The sequence below is a fragment of the Mycobacterium colombiense genome (genome assembly GCF_001953985.1).
Taxonomy (GTDB): Bacteria; Actinomycetota; Actinomycetes; order Mycobacteriales; family Mycobacteriaceae; genus Mycobacterium; species Mycobacterium colombiense_B.
The window spans coordinates 24,201-43,100 of the sequence record NZ_MBEI01000008.1; the positions used below are offsets into that span (position 1 = coordinate 24,201).

The 18,900-nt window shown below is 67.8% G+C and carries 16 protein-coding genes and 2 riboswitches; of the genes, 13 read left to right on the top strand and 3 right to left on the bottom strand.

The window, feature by feature from the left end; translation table 11 throughout:
• Positions 1 to 24 precede the first annotated feature (24 nt).
• On the top strand, positions 25 to 1,518 hold the full coding sequence (locus tag A5732_RS01770; protein WP_076100272.1) for an FAD-binding protein: 1,494 nt from the start codon (positions 25 to 27) through the stop codon (positions 1,516 to 1,518).
• 3 nt (positions 1,519 to 1,521) lie between these two features.
• Here A5732_RS01770 and A5732_RS01775 read toward each other — a convergent pair whose 3' ends face one another.
• Positions 1,522 to 3,441, bottom strand: a complete 1,920-nt coding sequence (locus A5732_RS01775; RefSeq protein ID WP_076100273.1) for an ABC transporter ATP-binding protein/permease — start codon at positions 3,439 to 3,441, stop codon at positions 1,522 to 1,524.
• Between the two features lie 83 nt (positions 3,442 to 3,524).
• Here A5732_RS01775 and A5732_RS01780 point away from each other — a divergent pair, with 83 nt between their 5' ends.
• The 12 genes from A5732_RS01780 to gcvP all read left to right on the top strand — a co-directional run bounded on the left by A5732_RS01780 (position 3,525) and on the right by gcvP (position 17,149).
• The gene (locus A5732_RS01780; protein WP_076100275.1) at positions 3,525 to 5,168 is read left to right on the top strand and encodes an acetolactate synthase; all 1,644 of its coding nucleotides are present in this window, start codon (positions 3,525 to 3,527) and stop codon (positions 5,166 to 5,168) included.
• Between the two features lie 70 nt (positions 5,169 to 5,238).
• Positions 5,239 to 7,569 (top strand): accessory Sec system translocase SecA2, encoded by a 2,331-nt coding sequence (gene secA2 / locus A5732_RS01785; RefSeq protein ID WP_076100277.1) that lies wholly within the window; start codon positions 5,239 to 5,241, stop codon positions 7,567 to 7,569.
• A gap of 52 nt (positions 7,570 to 7,621) precedes the next feature.
• Positions 7,622 to 8,251, top strand: a complete 630-nt coding sequence (locus A5732_RS01790) for a CDP-alcohol phosphatidyltransferase family protein (RefSeq protein ID WP_076100279.1) — start codon at positions 7,622 to 7,624, stop codon at positions 8,249 to 8,251.
• Positions 8,244 to 9,170, top strand: coding sequence for a DUF881 domain-containing protein (locus tag A5732_RS01795; RefSeq protein ID WP_076050589.1), 927 nt, complete (start codon positions 8,244 to 8,246; stop codon positions 9,168 to 9,170). The genes A5732_RS01790 and A5732_RS01795 overlap by 8 nt, the downstream gene beginning before the upstream one ends.
• Positions 9,171 to 9,225: 55 nt before the next feature.
• The gene (locus tag A5732_RS01800) at positions 9,226 to 9,558 is read left to right on the top strand and encodes a small basic family protein (RefSeq protein ID WP_064950365.1); all 333 of its coding nucleotides are present in this window, start codon (positions 9,226 to 9,228) and stop codon (positions 9,556 to 9,558) included.
• A 203-nt stretch (positions 9,559 to 9,761) separates the two neighbouring features.
• A complete protein-coding gene (locus tag A5732_RS01805) occupies positions 9,762 to 10,526 on the top strand; it encodes a DUF881 domain-containing protein (protein ID WP_065126395.1) in 765 nt (254 codons plus the stop codon).
• A gap of 28 nt (positions 10,527 to 10,554) precedes the next feature.
• Positions 10,555 to 10,953, top strand: coding sequence for a glycine cleavage system protein GcvH (gene gcvH, locus A5732_RS01810; protein WP_076100282.1), 399 nt, complete (start codon positions 10,555 to 10,557; stop codon positions 10,951 to 10,953).
• Positions 10,954 to 11,247: 294 nt separating this feature from the next.
• On the top strand, positions 11,248 to 11,709 hold the full coding sequence (garA, locus tag A5732_RS01815) for a glycogen accumulation regulator GarA (protein ID WP_007771376.1): 462 nt from the start codon (positions 11,248 to 11,250) through the stop codon (positions 11,707 to 11,709).
• Positions 11,709 to 12,461 (top strand): transcriptional regulator FtsR, encoded by a 753-nt coding sequence (gene ftsR, locus A5732_RS01820; RefSeq protein ID WP_076050591.1) that lies wholly within the window; start codon positions 11,709 to 11,711, stop codon positions 12,459 to 12,461. Before garA ends, ftsR begins: the two co-directional genes overlap by 1 nt.
• 114 nt (positions 12,462 to 12,575) lie before the next feature.
• Positions 12,576 to 13,070, top strand: coding sequence for a bifunctional nuclease family protein (locus A5732_RS01825; RefSeq protein WP_007771374.1), 495 nt, complete (start codon positions 12,576 to 12,578; stop codon positions 13,068 to 13,070).
• Between the two features lie 282 nt (positions 13,071 to 13,352).
• Positions 13,353 to 13,982, top strand: a complete 630-nt coding sequence (locus A5732_RS01830) for a MerR family transcriptional regulator (RefSeq protein WP_064950368.1) — start codon at positions 13,353 to 13,355, stop codon at positions 13,980 to 13,982.
• A 62-nt stretch (positions 13,983 to 14,044) separates the two neighbouring features.
• A riboswitch (glycine riboswitch) is annotated at positions 14,045 to 14,142 on the top strand.
• A riboswitch (glycine riboswitch) is annotated at positions 14,143 to 14,267 on the top strand.
• Between the two features lie 50 nt (positions 14,268 to 14,317).
• Positions 14,318 to 17,149, top strand: coding sequence for an aminomethyl-transferring glycine dehydrogenase (gene gcvP, locus A5732_RS01835; RefSeq protein ID WP_076100284.1), 2,832 nt, complete (start codon positions 14,318 to 14,320; stop codon positions 17,147 to 17,149).
• 14 nt (positions 17,150 to 17,163) lie between these two features.
• Here the strand turns inward: gcvP and A5732_RS01840 are convergent, their stop codons facing one another.
• Positions 17,164 to 17,808, bottom strand: coding sequence for a TetR/AcrR family transcriptional regulator (locus A5732_RS01840; RefSeq protein ID WP_076100286.1), 645 nt, complete (start codon positions 17,806 to 17,808; stop codon positions 17,164 to 17,166).
• 113 nt (positions 17,809 to 17,921) lie between these two features.
• The gene (locus A5732_RS01845; protein WP_076100288.1) at positions 17,922 to 18,881 is read right to left on the bottom strand and encodes an oxygenase MpaB family protein; all 960 of its coding nucleotides are present in this window, start codon (positions 18,879 to 18,881) and stop codon (positions 17,922 to 17,924) included.
• Positions 18,882 to 18,900: the final 19 nt, after the last annotated feature.

The following is an 18,900-nucleotide window of genomic DNA, read 5'->3' on the forward strand; positions in this document are numbered from 1 at the left end:
CGGCGATGAGGAGGAGTGGCGCCAATGGGCACGGAGATACCGGCAACAGTCAGTGCGGACGGCGTGACCACGTGGTCGGACGACGTCGACGTCGTGGTGATCGGGTTCGGCATCGCCGGCGGCTGCGCCGCGGTGGCGGCGGCGGCGGCCGGCGCTCGGGTGCTGGTGCTCGAACGTGCGGCCGCGGCCGGCGGCACCACTTCGCTTGCCGGGGGCCACTTTTACCTCGGTGGTGGCACGGCGGTGCAGCAGGCAACCGGTCAAGACGATTCCGTCGAGGAGATGTACAAGTATTTGGTCGAGGTGTCGCGTGAACCCGAACTCGACAAGATCCGCGCCTATTGCGACGGCAGCGTCGAGCATTTCAATTGGCTGGAAGACTTGGGTTTTCAGTTCGAGCGCAGCTATTACCCGGGCAAGGTCGTCGTCCCGCCGGGCACCGAGGGGCTGAGCTACACCGGCAACGAGAAGGTCTGGCCCTTCTGCGAGAAGGCCAAGCCGGCACCGCGTGGGCATTCGGTGCCGGTGCCCGGCGAATTGGGCGGCGCCAGCATGGTCGTCGACCTGCTGCTCAAGCGCGCCGACGCCCTGGGCGTGCAGATCCGCTACGAGACCGGGGTCACCAACCTGGTGACCGGCGACGACGGCGCCGTGGTCGGCGTCGCGTGGAAGCACTTCACCGACACCGGTGCCATCAAGGCCAAGTCCGTCATCATCGCGGCGGGTGGATTCGCGATGAACCCGGAGATGGTCGCCGAGCACACGCCCGCGCTGGGCCAGGAGCGACGCACCAAACATCACGGCATGGTGGCGCCCTACATCCTGGGCAACCCCAACGACGACGGACTGGGCATCCGGATGGGTGTGTCGGCGGGCGGCGCGACCAAGAACATGGACGAGCTGTTCATCACCGCCGCGGCCTATCCGCCCGAGGTTTTGCTGACCGGTGTGATCGTCAACAAGGATGGCCAGCGGTTCGTCACCGAGGACTCCTACCACTCGCGCACTTCGGCTTTCGTGTTGGAGCAGCCCGAGCAGACGGCGTACCTGATCGTCGACGAGGCGCACACCGAGATGCCGGCCATGCCGCTGATCCGGTTCCTCGACGGCTACGAGACGATCGCGGAAATGGAAGAGGCGCTTGGCATTCCGACGGGGAATCTCGCGGCCACGCTGGATCGCTACAACAAGCACGCCGCGGCGGGCGAGGATCCCGATTTCCACAAGCAGCCGGAATTCCTTGCGCCCCAAGACAATGGCCCCTGGGCGGTGTTCGACCTGTCGCTGGGACGGGCGATGTACTCGGGATTCACCATCGGTGGCCTGGCGGTGACGGTCGACGGCGAGGTGCAGCGGGCCGACGGCAGCGTGGTGCCCGGTTTGTACGCCGCGGGCGCGTGCGCTTCCAACCTCGCCCAGGACGGCAAGGGCTACGCGAGCGGAACGCAGCTGGGCGAGGGGTCGTTCTTCGGCCGCCGCGCCGGAGCGCACGCGGCCAAGCGGGCCGGGGGAGCGTAGCCGCTATACCTGCGCGGGTTCCTTCTCGACCGGGCCCAGTTGCCAGGGGCCGCCGCCGAGCAGGTGCAGCTGCTGCTCGTGGTGCTGCTCGACGGTGGGCCGGTGGCTCACGCTGACCATGACGCACTCCGGCAGCTCGGCCCGAACCAACTGATACAGCGCGAATTCCAGGCCTTCGTCCAGCGCGGAGGTGGCCTCGTCGAGGAAGACCGCCTTCGGCTTGGTCAGCAGGATGCGCGCGAAGGCGACGCGCTGCTGCTCGCCCGGCGACAGCACCTTGGCCCAATCGTGGTCTTCGTCCAGCCGGTTGATCAGCGGCGCCAGCGCCACTTTGGTGAGCACGCCGTGCAGCTGCTCATCGGAGACGTCGTCCGGCGAACTTGGGTAGCACACCACGGTGCGCAGGTTGCCGAGCGGCACATACGGCAGCTGCGACAGGAACATCGTGGCGTTGTCGCCGTCCGGTCGGCACAGGGTCCCCGAGGCGTACGGCCACAGTTCGGCCAGGCTACGCAGCAGCGTCGTCTTGCCTGCCCCGGACCGGCCGGTGATCACCAGCGTGTCGCCGTGGTCGAGCTGGATGTCCAGCGAGTCGACCAGCTGATCGCCCTCCGGTGTGCGCACCTCGATGCCGCGGAGTTCGACCGCCGACTCCTCGCTGGGCTTGACGAGAATTGCCGGCAGCGCGCGGCCCTTGCTGTTGGCATCCACCAGCCCGTGCAACCGGATGATCGCCGCGCGAAACGAAGCGAACGCGTCGTAGTTGTTACGGAAGAAGGACAGCGACTCCTCGATCTGGCCGAAGGCCACCGCGGTCTGGGTGACGTCACCGAAGTGGATCCGGCCGGCGAACAGCCGGGGCGCCTGGATGACCCAGGGCAGCGGAACGATCGCCTGGCTCATCGACCAGTTCCATCCGTTGAAGATGATGGTCCGGCGAACGAACTTGCGGTAGTTGCCGATGATCGGATCGAAGCGGCGCCACAGCTGTCGGCGCTCCACCCGCTCACCGCGGTAGAAGCCCACCGCCTCGGCCGCATCGCGCAAGCGGACCAGCGCGTAACGGAATGCCGCATTGAGCTTTTCATTGTTGAAGCTGAGCCAGATCAAGGGCCGTCCCAACCAGAACGCGACCACCGTGGCCACCAGCACGTAGACCAACACCACCCAGAACATGGCACGCGGCAGGTTGACGCCGGCAACGGTCAGGTCGCCGGACAGATTCCACAGGATCGCGGCGAACGAGATCACCGAGGCCATCGCGTTGACGGCCCCGAAGAGCAACGTGTTGGTCGTACCGTTGGTCGGGGCGTTCGGGGTGCCACCGGCGTTGGCGGTGAAGATGTCGATGTCCTGCTGGATGCGCTGGTCGGGGTTGTCGATGGTGTTGTCGATGAACAGGTCCCGGTAATACGCCCTGCCGGCAAGCCAGTCGTCGGTCAGGTTGCCGGTCAGCCAGACCCGCCAGGCGATGATGAAGCGCTGGGTCAGGTAGATGTCCGCCATGACTCGGATAACGAATATCGTCGCGAGCAGGATGAAGATTGCGATCGACACCCAAAAGCCATGAATTCCAGATTGTTTGATCTTGTCATTGTCCGCGGCCATGCCTTGCACCGCTATCTGCACCGCCGTGCTCAAGTCGTTGGACTGATAGCTGAGTAACACGTTGAGGCGCACGGACAGGACCACCGACAACAGCAGCACGCCGAGCATCAGCCAGACCTTGATGCTCGCCGAGCCGACGAAGTATCCCCGGGTGATCCGCCAGAACTGCCGGCCCCAGGGCGTGAGGTAGCGCAAGGCAACCAGCACAACCAGGAGGCAAACGGCGCCGATCACCCACGCGATGGCGAGCCACCGCAACGAATCCATGGTTGCCGTCGACCAGTCGATCGATGGCGTGAACGGCTTCGGGCCCACGGTCGGTCCCTCCTTAACGAGGCGGTGGTCGGACTTCAAATCCTTCGGCGAAAGTACCCGACGGATCTGGTTAGGCTGCGGTCATGACTACCGACGCCGTCCCCGCACAAACATTGCACGCCGGCCGGCTTATCGCGCGGCGCCTGCGGGCCAGCGGCGTCGACACCGTCTTCACGCTGTCCGGCGGCCACCTGTTCTCCATCTACGACGGATGCCGCGACGAGGGCATTCGGCTGATCGACACCCGTCACGAGCAGACGGCGACCTTCGCCGCCGAGGGGTGGTCGAAGGTGACGCGGTCGCCGGGCGTGGCCGCGCTGACGGCGGGGCCGGGCATCACCAACGGGATGAGCGCGATGGCGGCGGCGCAGCAGAACCAGTCGCCGCTGGTGGTGCTGGGCGGACGGGCGCCGGCGCAGCGCTGGGGTATGGGCTCGCTGCAGGAGATCGACCACGTGCCGTTCGTGGCGCCGCTGGCCCGCTTCGCCGCCACCGCACGGTCGGCCGACGATGCCGGCCGGCTCGTCGACGACGCGCTGCGCGCGGCCGTCGGTGCGCCGTCGGGCGTGGGGTTCGTCGACTTCCCGATGGACCACGCGTTCTCCATGTCCGACGACGACGGCCGGCCGGGCGCCCTCGTCGACCTGCCGCCGGGCCCGGCACCCGATGGCCAGGCGCTGGAGCGCGCCGCCGCGCTGCTGTCCGCGGCGCAGCGGCCGGTGATCATGGCGGGCACCAACGTGTGGTGGGGGCGCGGGGAAGCGGCCCTGCTGCGCCTTGCCGAGGAACTCCAGATCCCGGTGCTGATGAACGGGATGGCCCGCGGCGCCGTTCCCGCCGATCATCCGTTGGCGTTCTCCCGGGTTCGCGGAAAAGCGTTGGGGGAGTCCGACGTTGCGCTGATCGTCGGCGTGCCGATGGATTTCCGGCTCGGCTTCGGCGCGGTGTTCGGGGCGCAGACCCAGCTCATCGTGGCGGACCGGGTCGAGCCCGAACGCCGCCATCCGCGGCCGGTGCAGGCCGAGCTCTACGGCGACCTGTTGACGATCCTCGCGGGCCTCGCCCCCGCCACGGGGATCGACCACCGGGACTGGATCGGCGAACTGCGAACCGCCGAGATCGCGGCGCGCGCCAAGGAGGAGGCCGAGCTGGCCGATGACCGCATCCCGCTGCACCCGATGCGGGTGTACGCGGAGCTGGCACCCATGCTGGATCGCGACGCGATCATCGTCATCGACGCCGGCGATTTCGGGTCGTACGCCGGGCGGGTGATCGACAGCTACCGACCGGGGTGCTGGCTGGACAGCGGCCCCTTCGGCTGCCTGGGATCGGGCCCCGGCTACGCGCTGGCCGCCAAGCTGGCCCACCCCGACCGTCAGGTGGTGCTGCTGCAGGGCGACGGCGCGTTCGGCTTCAGCGGCATGGAATGGGACACCCTGGTCCGGCACAACGTGCCCGTCGTGTCCGTGATCGGCAACAACGGCATCTGGGGGCTCGAACACCACCCGATGAAAGCGCTCTACGGCTATTCGGTGGTGGCCGAGTTGCGTCCGGGGACGCGCTACGACGAGGTGGCGCGCGCCCTGGGCGGCCACGGCGAACTGGTCGCCGCACCCGGCGAACTGCGGCCCGCGCTGGAACGCGCCTTCGCCAGCGGGCTGCCCGCCGTCGTCAATGTGCTCACCGACCCCGACGTCGCGTATCCACGCCGCTCGAACCTCGCCTGAGTCGCGCGCGGCCTGCACTGTCGCCGACTGGCTTGAGCCCGCCCGGAAAGTCACCGCGTACCGTTGACCTGTGCCTAAGACGACCCGCGCTCAACCCGGCCGGCTGAGCAGCCGCTTTTGGAAGCTGCTCGGCGCCAGCACCGAGAAGGACCGCAGCCGCTCGCTCACCCAAGTCACCGACTCGTCGGAGTACGACGACGAGGCGTCCAAGCTGACCGACGAGCAGCTATGCAAGGCGGCCGGGCTGCTCAACCTCGAGGACCTCGCGGATTCCGAGGACATCCCGCAGTTCCTCGCCATCGCGCGCGAGGCGGGCGAGCGGGCCAGCGGGCTGCGGCCGTTTGATGTGCAGCTGCTGGGCGCGCTGCGCATGCTGGCCGGCGACGTCATCGAGATGGCCACCGGTGAGGGCAAGACGCTCGCGGGCGCGATCGCCGCGGCCGGGTACGCCCTGGCCGGGCGGCACGTGCACGTCGTGACCATCAACGACTACCTGGCCCGTCGCGATGCGGAATGGATGGGCCCCGTCATCGAGGCCATGGGCCTGACGGTCGGCTGGATCACCGCCGAGTCCACCAGCGAGGAACGCCGGGCCGCCTACGGCTGCGACGTCACCTACGCCTCGGTCAACGAGATCGGCTTCGACGTGCTGCGCGATCAGCTGGTGACCGACGTCGCCGACCTGGTCTCGCCCAACCCCGACGTGGCCCTGATCGACGAGGCCGACTCGGTGCTGGTCGACGAGGCGCTGGTGCCGCTGGTGCTGGCCGGGACCACGCACCGCGAGACGCCGCGGCTGGAGATCATCAAGCTGGCGGGCCAGCTGGAGGCCGGCACCGACTACGACACCGACGCCGACAGCCGCAACGTGCACCTGACCGAGGTCGGTGCCCGCAAGGTCGAGAAGGCGCTCGGCGGCATCGACCTGTACTCCGAGGAACACGTCGTCACCACCCTGACCGAGATCAACGTCGCGCTGCACGCGCACGTGCTGCTGCAGCGCGACGTGCACTACATCGTCCGCGACGACGCGGTGCACCTGATCAACGCCGCGCGCGGGCGCATCGCGCAACTGCAGCGCTGGCCCGACGGCCTGCAGGCCGCCGTGGAGGCGAAGGAGGGCATCGAGACCACCGAAACCGGTGAGGTGCTGGACACCATCACCGTGCAGGCGTTGATCAACCGCTACGCGACGGTGTGCGGCATGACCGGCACCGCCCTGGCCGCCGGCGAGCAGCTGCGCCAGTTCTACAAGCTCGGTGTGTCACCGATTCCACCGAATGAGCCCAACATTCGCGAAGACGAGTCCGACCGGGTCTACATCACCGCGGCGGCCAAAAACGACGCGATCGTCGCGCACATCGCCGAGGTGAACGAGACCGGGCAGCCGGTGCTGGTGGGTACCCGCGACGTGGCCGAATCCGAGGAGCTGCACGAGCGGTTGCTGCGCCGCGGCGTGCCCGCGGTGGTGCTGAACGCGAAAAACGACGCCGAGGAAGCCCAGGTGATCGCCGAGGCCGGCAAGTTCGGCGTGGTCACCGTCTCGACGCAGATGGCCGGGCGCGGCACCGACATCCGCCTCGGCGGTTCCGACGAAGCCGACCACGACCGCGTCGCCGAGCTGGGCGGCCTGCACGTCGTCGGAACCGGGCGGCACCACACCCAGCGCCTGGACAACCAGCTGCGCGGCCGCGCCGGCCGTCAGGGCGACCCGGGATCGTCCGTCTTCTTCTCCAGTTGGGAGGACGACGTCGTCGCCGCCAACCTCGACCACAACAAGTTGCCGACCCAGACCGACGAGGACGGCAAGATCGTCAGCCCGAAAGCGGCGGGCCTGCTCGACCACGCCCAGCGCGTGGCCGAGGGCCGCATGCTGGACGTGCACGCGAACACCTGGCGCTACAACCAGTTGATCGCCCAGCAGCGGGCCATCATCGTCGATCGGCGTAATACGTTGCTGCGCAACGCAACCGCGCGTGAGGAGCTCGCCGAGCTGGCGCCCAAGCGCTACGAGGAGCTGGCCGAGACCGAAGGAATCTCCGAAGAGCGCCTGGAGACGATCTGCCGGCAGATCATGCTGTATCACCTCGACCGGGGCTGGGCCGACCATCTGGCGTATCTGGCCGACATCCGCGAGAGCATCCACCTGCGGGCGCTGGGTCGGCAGAACCCGCTGGACGAATTTCACCGGTTGGCGGTCGACGCGTTCGCGTCGCTGGCCGCCGACGCGATCGAGGCCGCCCAGCAGACGTTCGAAACCGCGAACGTGCTCGAAGAGGAGCCCGGACTGGACCTGTCCAAGCTGGCGCGGCCGACGTCGACGTGGACGTACATGGTCAACGACAACCCGCTGTCCGACGACACGCTGTCCACCCTGAGCCTGCCCGGGGTCTTCCGCTGACCCGCAGTGCGCGGCCAGCCGCGCACCCGCCGTTCGGCTAATGTCACGGCTCATGGAGCCGGTGCTTCCACCCAACCGGGTGCTGACGGTGCCCAACGTGCTCAGCGCGGTGCGCCTGGCGCTGATCCCGGTGTTCGTCTACGCCCTGCTGGTCGCGCACGCCAACGGGTGGGCCGTCGCGATCCTGATGTTCAGCGGCGCCTCGGACTGGGCCGACGGCAAGATCGCCCGGCTACTGAATCAGTCCTCCCGGCTCGGTGTGCTGCTCGACCCCGCGGTCGACCGCCTCTACATGGTGGCGGTGCCCATCGTGCTGGCGTTCAGCGGAATCGTGCCGTGGTGGTTCGTCATCGTCCTGCTCGCGCGCGACGGACTGTTGGCGGCGACGCTGCCGCTGCTGTGGGGCCGCGGGCTGTCGGCGCTGCCGGTGACCTACATCGGCAAGGCCGCGACGTTCGCGCTGATGTCCGGCTTTCCGCTGGTGCTGCTGGGCACCTGGGACACGTTGTGGAGCCGCGTGATCGGCGCCTGTGGTTGGGCCTTCCTGATCTGGGGCATGTATGCCTACCTCTGGGCGTTCGTGCAGTATGCGGTGCAGATGATTCTCGTGCTGCGACGCATGCCCAAGGTCGACCGCGCTTTTCGGCCGTCGGCCGCGGCGAAGGTGGCTGACCATGGCTGACGTGGACCGCCTGCTGGGCGGCTATGACCCCAACGCCGGTCGCGGCGCGCATGTGGCGTCGCGGCCCGAACTCATCCCGGTGCCGTCGCTGTTGCGTGCGCTGCTGTCCGAGCACCTCGACCCCGGCTACGCCGCGGCGGCTTCCAAGCGCGGCGCCGCCGACGCGCCGGACAGCGGACGCCGGCGCGTGTTCGGTTGGCTCTGGCAGGCGGTGGCGGCGCTGCTGATCGCGACGGTCTTCGCCGCCGCGGTCGCCCAGGCCCGCTCGGTGGCGCCCGGGGTGCGGTCCGAGCAGGAGCTGCTGCTGGGCAATGTGCGGTCGACGGAGGGCTCCGCGGCAAAGCTGAACCAGCGCCGCAGCGAGCTGGCGACGCGGGTCGACGACGTGCAGCGTCACGCCCTGGCCGAGGACGCCGAGGGGCAGCGGCTGCTGAAACGCCTTGACGCGCTCAGCCTGCCGGCGGCCAGCACGGCGATCATCGGGCCCGGTCTGAAGGTGACGGTGACCGATCCCGGTGCCGGCCCGAACCTTTCCGACGTGTCGAAGCAGCGGGTCAACGGCAGCCGGCAGATCATCCTGGACCGCGATCTGCAGCTGCTGGTCAATTCGTTGTGGGCGAGCGGTGCCGAGGCGATTTCCGTCGGCGGTGTGCGGATCGGGCCGAACGTCACCATCCGGCAGGCGGGTGGCGCGATCCTGGTCGACAACAACCCGACCAGCAGTCCGTACACGGTGCTGGCGATCGGGCCGCCGCGCGCGATGCGCGATGTCTTCGACAACAGCCCGGGCATGCAGCGGCTGAGGCTGCTGCAGATCTCCTACGGTGTCGTGGTTACGGTGGACGTCGCCGACGGACTAACGCTTCCTGCCGGATCGACGCGGGATGTCAAGTTTGCCAAGCAGATTGGGCCACAGTGAGAAGAGTCCTGACCAGACAGGTTCCCCTGTGTGAGACGCGGACGGGAAACCACGCATGATCGGTATCGCAGCCCTGGCGATCGGCATTGTGCTCGGCCTGGTTTTTCACCCCGCGGTGCCCGAAGTCGTCCAGCCCTATCTACCGATTGCGGTGGTCGCGGCGCTGGACGCGGTGTTCGGCGGGTTACGCGCATACCTGGAGCGGATTTTCGATCCGAAGGTCTTCGTTGTCTCGTTCGTGTTCAACGTCTTCGTGGCCGCCCTGATCGTCTACGTCGGCGACCAGTTGGGCGTGGGTACGCAGTTGTCCACGGCCATCATCGTCGTGCTGGGCATCCGCATCTTCGGCAATGCCGCCGCCCTGCGCCGCAGGCTGTTCGGGGCGTGACGCGCGCCGGCGACGATGCAGAGCGAAGCGATGAGGAGGAGCGGCGCCATGAGCCACGTGAGGTCAATGTGAGCCAGGATCCGGGAGATCGCAACGGCGGCGGCCGCGCCGCCGACGGCCAAAGTGGTGACGGGCCAACCGGGCCCGGCCGCCCCGGGGCCGGTGCGACGCCGGAACAGGGCGCACCGCACGGCCGTCACGAACTGGCCGCGAAGAGCCCGCGTCCGGAAATCGGCCCGCTGCACCGCACCGGGCTGTTCGGCATGATGCGCGGCGGCCGGTCCCGGATGGCGTTCGGGACGCTGGCCGCCATGCTGTGCCTGCTGCTGGGCCTGGCGATCGTCACCCAGGTTCGCCAGACCGAATCGGGTGACTCGCTGGAGACGGCCCGGCCCGCAGACCTTTTGGTGCTGCTGGATTCGTTGCGACAGCGCGAAGGCACGCTCAACACCGAGGTGAACGACCTACAGAACACGCTGAATTCATTGCAGGCGTCCGGGAACAACGACCAGGCCGCCATCCAATCCGCGCAGTCCAGGCTGGCGGCGCTGTCCATTCTGGTCGGGGCGGTCGGCGCCACCGGGCCCGGCGTCACCATCACCATCGAGGACCCCGGACCCGGGGTGTCGCCCGAGGCGATGCTCGACGTGATCAACGAGTTGCGCGCCGCCGGCGCCGAGGCGATCGAAGTCAACGACGCACACCAATCGGTGCGGGTAGGTGTCGACACCTGGGTGGTGGGTATGCCTGGGTCGCTGACCATCGACTCCAAAACCCTGTCGCCGTCGTATTCGATTCTGGCGATTGGCGATCCGCCCACGCTGGCCGCGGCCATGAACATTCCCGGCGGCGCCCAGGACGCCGTCAAGCGCGTCGGTGCCCGGATGTCCGTTCAACAGGCCGACCGAGTGGACGTCACCACCTTGCGGCAACCAAAACCGCACCAATACGCTCAGCCCGTCAAGTGAGCACCACCCGAATAGAACAGGATCACTCGTGAGCGATATCCCGCCCGATCTGCGCTACACCGCCGAACACGAATGGGTTCGGCGAAGTGGGGATGACACCGTGCGCGTGGGCATCACCGATTTTGCGCAGTCGGCGTTGGGCGATGTCGTTTTCGTTCAGCTGCCCGACGTGGGCACCGAACTGACCGCGGGCGAATCCTTCGGTGAGGTCGAATCGACGAAATCGGTGTCGGACCTCTACGCCCCGGTGTCGGGCAAAGTCACCGCGGTCAACAGCGATCTGGACGACAGTCCGCAACTGGTGAATTCCGACCCGTACGGCGGCGGTTGGTTGCTGGATGTGCGGGTATCCGACGCCGGCGAATTGGAGTCGGCCATTTCTTCGCTGCTCGACGCGGAGGCCTACCGCGGAACGCTCACCGAATGACGATTGCTAATGTCCCTGCAGCCCCGCGCGGCCAGCGCGCGGTGCAGCCAGGGTGCGGGGAAATCGAAGTTTGGGATCGTCAGGTGGTGGGCGCATTGCAAGCCGGTGCGCGGTACCGTCGACACATCGACCTTTGAAGTCTCTCGAAGATCGCTGAAAGACACGTGAAAGACTCTTGAACGTACGAAACGGCAGTAAACGGCATATCGGGCACACAAACCTGGTGCACAAGCCGGCCGAGCGGCCCGGACAGACAACGCCACAGCAGCCAGTGAGGAGCAGCGCGTGACGGACATGGACAACGACCAGAATTCGGATGAAGTCACGGTAGAAACGACTTCGGTCTTCCGTGCCGACTTCCTCAACGAGCTGGACGCTCCCGCACAGGCGGGAACCGAGAGCGCGGTTTCCGGAGTCGAAGGACTCCCCGCCGGCTCGGCGTTGCTGGTCGTCAAGCGTGGACCGAATGCGGGCTCGCGGTTTTTGCTGGACCAGCCCACCACGTCCGCCGGCAGGCACCCCGACAGCGACATTTTCCTCGACGACGTGACCGTCAGCCGCCGGCACGCCGAATTCAGGTTGGAAAACAACGAATTCAGCGTGGTCGACGTTGGTAGTCTCAACGGCACTTACGTCAATCGTGAGCCCGTGGACTCCGCGGTGCTTGCCAACGGTGACGAAGTGCAGATCGGCAAGTTCCGCTTGGTGTTTCTGACCGGACCCAAGCAGGGTGAGGATGGAGGATCTTCAGGCTAGTGAGCGCACCCGATAGCTCGGCACTGGCCGGGATGTCGATTGGGGCGGTCCTGGAACTGCTGAGGCCGGACTTCCCCGATGTCACCATCTCCAAGATCCGCTTCTTGGAGGCCGAAGGGCTGGTGACGCCGCAGCGCGCCGCGTCGGGCTATCGAAGGTTCACCGCCTATGACTGCGCGCGGTTGCGGTTCATCCTTACCGCGCAACGTGATCACTACCTGCCGCTGAAGGTCATCAGGGCGCAACTGGACGCCCAGCCCGACGGTGAGTTGCCGCCCGTCAAGGGTCCGTATTCCGTCCCGCGCCTGGTGTCCGTGGCCGGCACCGGGGAAGCCGCCGGGTCGGACGCGGGCTCCGACACCTCGGCGGTGGCCCCCACCCACGTCCGGCTGAGCCGCGAGGAACTGCTCAACCGCGCGGGCGTGGGGGACGACCTGCTGATCGCGCTCCTCAAGGCGGGGGTCATCACCACCGGGCCCGCCGGTTTTTTCGACGAGCACGCCGTCGTCATCCTGCAGTGCGCGCGGGCGCTGTCGGATTACGGCGTCGAGCCGCGGCATCTGCGCGCTTTCCGCTCGGCCGCAGATCGCCAGTCGGACCTGATCGCCCAAATCGCCGGGCCGGTAGTCAAAGCCGGCAAGGCCGGTGCCCGCGATCGCGCAGACGATTTGGCGCGCGAAGTCGCCGCGCTCGCGATCACGTTGCACACGTCGTTGATCAAATCCGCCGTTCGCGACGTTCTGGATCGCTGAGGACTAGACTTCGGTCGACAGCTTGGTTTTCGGCAGCAGGGCGGATTTTTGACCTCGCCGTCCACTGGCGAGTACCAATTCAACCGGCGCCACTAATGCGGAGGGCAGACACAAATGGGTGAAGTTCGTGTTGTCGGCATTCGCGTAGAGCAGCCGCAGAACCAGCCGGTGCTGTTACTGCGCGAAACCAACGGTGACCGCTACCTTCCGATCTGGATCGGCCAGTCGGAGGCCGCCGCCATCGCCCTCGAGCAACAAGGCGTTGAGCCCCCGCGCCCGTTGACGCACGATCTGATCAGGGATGTCATTGCCGCGCTTGGGCATTCGCTGAAAGAGGTGCGGATCGTCGATCTGCAAGAGGGCACTTTCTACGCTGACCTGGTGTTCGACCGCAACATCACCGTGTCGGCCCGGCCCTCGGACTCGGTGGCGATCGCGTTGCGCGTCGGCGTTCCGATCTACGTCGAGGAAGGCGTGCTGGCCCAGGCCGGCCTGCTGATTCCCGACGAGAGCGACGAGGAAGGTGGCACCGCCGTCCGGGAGGACGAGGTGGAGAAGTTCAAAGAATTTCTCGACAGCGTGTCTCCGGACGATTTCAAGGCCACCTAGCGAAACCCGCTACCACCAGCACTTGGGAACGGCGGGGCGGCTGGTTTAGCCTGGATGGCGACATCACGGATCCATCTCAAACCACACCGTGATGTCGACACGCTGTCGGATAGCTCGCCCACTTGGCCCCGCGGCGGCCATACTTTGATCGCCACTACAGGCGCGGCGGCTATCAGAAAGCGTAAGCTCTACTAGCACTCGGGCCTGAGCAAACGTGGCTGCTATGCAGTGCAGCCACAGACGCAGCTAACGACGAGAGCGCGATCGCGGAGAGGAACCACCGTGAGCGAGCAGCCACGCCAAGAGCAGCTCAACCTAGCCGACAGCGGTAGCCCGGCGGCCGGTGACCGTCCCGTCACCGTAGCCAGCGCACCCGTGCAGCCCGGGCTTTTCCCGGACGACTCCGTGCCCGACGAGCTGGTCGGCTACCGCGGTCCGAGCGCCTGCCAGATCGCCGGCATCACGTACCGGCAGCTGGACTACTGGGCACGCACCTCGCTGGTGGTCCCGTCGATCCGCAGCGCGGCCGGCTCCGGCAGCCAGCGGCTCTACTCGTTCAAGGACATCCTGGTACTCAAGATCGTCAAGCGGTTGCTGGACACCGGGATCTCGTTGCACAACATCCGCGTCGCGGTCGATCACCTGCGTCAGCGCGGTGTCCAGGACCTGGCCAACATCACCCTGTTCTCCGACGGCACCACCGTTTACGAGTGCACGTCGGCCGAAGAGGTCGTCGACCTGCTGCAGGGCGGGCAGGGCGTCTTCGGCATCGCCGTGTCGGGCGCCATGCGCGAGCTGACCGGCGTCATCGCGGACTTCCCCGGCGAGCGGGCCGACGGCGGCGAGTCGATCGCCGAGCCCGAGGACGAGCTGGCGTCCCGGCGCAAGCACCGCGACCGCAAGATCGGCTGAGCGGCGCGCCCACCGCACACCGCGCCGCGCCTGCCGCGGTCCGAGTAAACTGGGCTGCGCATCGCATTCGAGCGGGAGAGTTCCGTGGCTGCCAGCCACGGACGCCGAAGGAGCAACACCTCTCCGTCAACCTCTCAGGCACCCGGACCGCGCGAAATCATGATGCCTCTGGAAAGCGGCGAGGACCCCGTGGTCTGCGCCCGCCGATGGGGAAAGGCGCTCAGGCAGCATCGGGCACCGAATCTCTCAGGCGCCCGGCGAACGGGTGAAGACAGAGGGAGAGGGCCGTTCGTCCTCTGCCTCGATATGTCTTCGCCCGATACTCAGGAGTTCCAGTGCCCGATCAATCCACTTTCGCGGCTCGGCACATCGGCCCGGACGGCCAGGCCGTCGCTGCCATGCTCGCCGTCATCGGCGTCGACTCGCTCGACGAGCTGGCCGCCAAGGCGCTTCCGGCCGGCATCCTGGACCGGCTGACCGCCGGTGGCGCCGCACCCGGTCTCGACCGGCTGCCGCCGCCCGCGACTGAGACCGAGTCGCTAGCCGAACTGCGGGCGTTGGCCCAGGCCAACACGGTGGCCGTGTCCATGATCGGGCAGGGCTACTATGACACCCTCACGCCGCCGGTGTTGCTGCGCAACATCATGGAGAACCCGGCCTGGTACACGGCCTACACGCCGTACCAGCCCGAGATCAGCCAGGGCCGGCTCGAGGCGCTGCTGAATTTCCAGACGATGGTCGCCGACCTGACCGGCCTCGAGGTCGCCAACGCCTCGATGCTCGACGAGGGCACCGCGGCGGCCGAAGCCATGACGCTGATGCACCGCGCGGCGCGCGGGAAGGCCAACCGCCTGGCGGTGGACGCCGACGTCTTCGCCCAGACCGCGGCCATCTTGGCCACCCGGGCCAAGCCGCTGGGCATCGAGATCGTCACCGCCGACCTGCGGGACGGGCTGCCGGACGGCGACTTCTTCGGCGTCATCGCCCAGCTGCCCGGGGCGAGTGGCCGGGTCACCGACTGGACGGGTCTGGTGGAGCAGGCGCATGACCGGGGCGCGCTGGTTGCCCTCGGCGCCGATCTGCTCGCCATGACGCTGATCACGCCGCCCGGTGAGATCGGCGCCGACGTCGCCTTCGGCACCACCCAAAGATTCGGTGTGCCAATGGGATTCGGCGGGCCGCACGCCGGCTACCTTTCGGTGCATGCCAACCACGCGCGTCAGCTGCCGGGCCGGCTGGTGGGAGTGTCGCTGGACGTCGACCGGACGCCGGCCTACCGGCTGGCGCTGCAGACGCGTGAGCAGCACATCCGCCGCGACAAGGCGACCAGCAACATATGTACCGCGCAGGTGCTGCTGGCCGTGATGGCCGCGATGTACGCCAGCTACCACGGCGCCGAGGGGCTGACCGCGATCGCGCGCCGGGTGCACGGTCACGCCGAGACGATCGCCGCCGCCCTCGGCGATGCGTTGGTGCACGACACGTACTTCGACACCGTGCTGGCCCTGGTGCCCGGACGCGCCGCCGAGGTGATCGCCGCGGCCAAGGCGCACGGCATCAACCTCTGGCGGGTCGACGACGACCACGTGTCGGTGGCCTGCGACGAGGTCACCACCGACGAGCATGTCGCCGCGGTACTCGAGGCCTTCGGACTGCACGCCACCGGGCAGGCGGGTGGCGGTGCCGGCATCATCACCCGCACCTCGGAGTTCCTCACCCATCCCGCGTTCACCCAGTACCGCACCGAGACCGCGATGATGCGCTACCTGCGCACGCTGGCCGATAAAGATATTGCCTTGGACCGCAGCATGATTCCGCTGGGTTCGTGCACCATGAAGCTGAACGCGGCCGCCGAGATGGAACCGATCACCTGGCCGGAGTTCGCCCGCCAGCACCCGTTCGCGCCGGCGTCGGACACCCCCGGACTTCGGCGACTGATCGCAGACCTGGAGACCTGGCTGGTGCAGATCACCGGCTACGACGCCGTCTCGCTGCAACCCAACGCCGGGTCGCAGGGCGAGTACGCCGGCCTGCTGGCCATTCACGACTACCACGCCAGCCGCGGGGAACCGCACCGCGACATCTGCCTGATCCCGTCCAGCGCGCACGGCACCAACGCGGCGTCGGCGGCGCTGGCCGGGATGCGGGTGGTCGTGGTTGCCTGCCACACCAACGGTGACGTGGATCTCGACGACCTGCGCGCCAAGGTCGGCGAGCACCGCGACCGGCTGTCGACTCTGATGATCACCTATCCGTCCACGCACGGCGTGTACGAACACGACATCGCCGAGATCTGTGCGGCCGTGCACGACGCCGGCGGCCAGGTGTACGTCGACGGCGCCAATCTCAACGCGCTGGTCGGTCTGGCGCGGCCGGGGAAGTTCGGCGGCGACGTCAGCCACCTGAATCTGCACAAGACGTTCTGCATCCCGCACGGCGGCGGCGGACCCGGAGTCGGGCCGGTGGCGGTGCGCTCGCATCTGGCGCCGTTCCTGCCGGGACACCCGCACGCCCCCGAACTGCCCCAGGGGCATCCGGTGTCCGCGGCGCCCTACGGGTCGGCCTCGATCCTGCCGATCAGCTGGGCCTACATCAGGATGATGGGCGCCGAGGGCCTGCGCGCGGCATCGCTGACCGCGATCGCGTCGGCCAACTACATCGCCCGGCGCCTCGACGAGTACTTCCCGGTGCTCTACACCGGCGAGAACGGCATGGTCGCCCACGAGTGCATCCTGGACCTGCGTGGCATCACCAAGTCCACCGGCGTCACGGTCGACGATGTGGCGAAGCGCTTGGCGGACTACGGTTTTCACGCGCCCACCATGAGTTTCCCGGTGGCCGGCACGCTGATGGTGGAACCCACCGAGAGCGAGACCCTGACCGAAGTCGACGCGTTCTGCGACGCCATGATCGCCATCCGTGGCGAGATCGACCGGGTGGGCGCGGGGGAGTGGACCGTCGACGACAACCCGTTGCGCGGCGCACCGCACACGGCCGAATGCCTCGTGGTCAGCGACTGGGACCACCCGTACACCCGGGAGCGGGCCGCCTATCCGCTGGGCAAAGAATTCCGGCCCAAGGTGTGGCCGCCGGTACGCCGCATCGACGGCGCCTACGGCGATCGCAATCTGGTCTGCTCGTGTCCGCCGGTGGAGGCGTTCGCCTGACGCTCGTGCGGGTCTCAGCCGGGCGCCAGCGCCGGGGCCTGTAACACCAGCGGCACCAGGTAGCGGCGGGCGAAGTCGCGGGCCTGGTGCTGGTTGTAGATCGGGATGACCGACTTCGGCGTTCTGATCAGCGAGATGATCAGCCGTCCGATCATCTCGCCGACCACCTCGGGGTCGAGTTCGGCGGACAGTTCGCCGCGTTCCTGCCAGCGGCGTAGCCAGGTGGCGATGTAGCCGCGGGTCATGGCGATCAGGTTCTCATCGGTCAGATAGGCGGATAGTTCACCGGCGGCGGGTGATTCGCGGATGCTGCGGGTGAGCAGCTTCGGCGCGGAGGCTTCGTGAACAAAGGCCGCGAAGACTTCCGCGATCCCCTCTTCCGGCGTCGCCGCCCGGGCCGCGACCTCGGAGACGAGCGTGCTCAGCCGCAGTGATTCGTCCATGATGGTCAGCCGCACCAGGTTTCGCTTGTGCCGGAAGCGGCGGTAGACCGTGGCGACACCGACTCCGGCGGTGTCGGCGATGTCCTGCATGGTGGTGTTGGAGAATCCGCGCTCGGTGAAGCAGGTGCGTGCCGCGGTGACGATGCTGCGGGCCGTCGGATCGAGGGTGGCCAGGCCGTCGGGCATCAGGCCCAGCAGCATCGCGGGGTCTACCATCTGGCCTCCAGCCGGTCGGGGTATCACGTCGATTCTGCGCCGTGTCAGCGTATTCGCCCGCGGGTGCGGTGAGCTCCTCCGGGTGTGCCGTCGCGGCAGCCTATCGTGCCGAATCAGGCTCGGCTCGGCGGTGCGAACGAATCGAGCAGCACCGAGCGGTAGCGGTCGCGCAACCGTTCGTACTGGTAACGGTTGTAGGCCAGGGGCTCCAAAGTAAGCCGGCGCGGCAACCATCGCCAGCCCAGCTGCAAGGCGGCCACGTAGACGGCGAACTCGACCTGCTCACGCGTGCCCCACCGCACGCCGAGCAGCCCGCGCATCGTGGGGTGGGCGACCGCGGCCGAGCAGACGACCACCGGCCGGGACGCCAGCGTCGTCATCACCGGCCAGACCAGCCGGAGCAGTGGCCGTATTTGCCGGGGTAGCAACAACTTCGGGAGCGGTGGCGCGACGAAGCTGCGGTTGGCGAATTGCAGAAAGTCGTTGTCGGCCAGATCTTTTGCGGCGACGGCGTTGTAGTACTCGAGCATGTCGTGCAGGGTTGCCGGCAGCTTCGCCTGCTTGCTGGGCAATTCCAGGAATTGCAGCTCCGCCCGCAGCGTCTGGTAGACCACCTCCTTCTCGGCCGGGGTGAGCCGACGACCGCACACCCGCAGATACGCCTGATACAGGAGGTTGAGGCCGCTCACGGCCACCCAGATCCACACCTCGGGATCCAGTGCGCTGTAACGGGTGTCGCTGAACGAGTCCTTGCCGGTGCCCCGCACATCGCGGTGCAATCGTTTGAGGTCGGCCCGCGACGTCCGCACGTCGGAGCTGTCGCCGAAGGTGGCCAGGGCGGTGAACGCGGCGCTGCGGATGCCGCGGTCGGTGAAGTTGTCGGCGAACCGTCCGCTGCGGTCCACCGCCGCGGCGATCTCCCGGTGCGCCACCTGGTCCAGAGCCAGCCGGCCGAATGCCGCCGCCAAGGGCGAGCCCGCGAACCACCGGACGTCGTCCGCCAATTCGCGGTGCGCCGCATCTGGTTTCAACGTGGCTCCATTGCCCCATACGAAACTCGCCGACGTCGTCATGCCGCTCCTCCTTTAATGG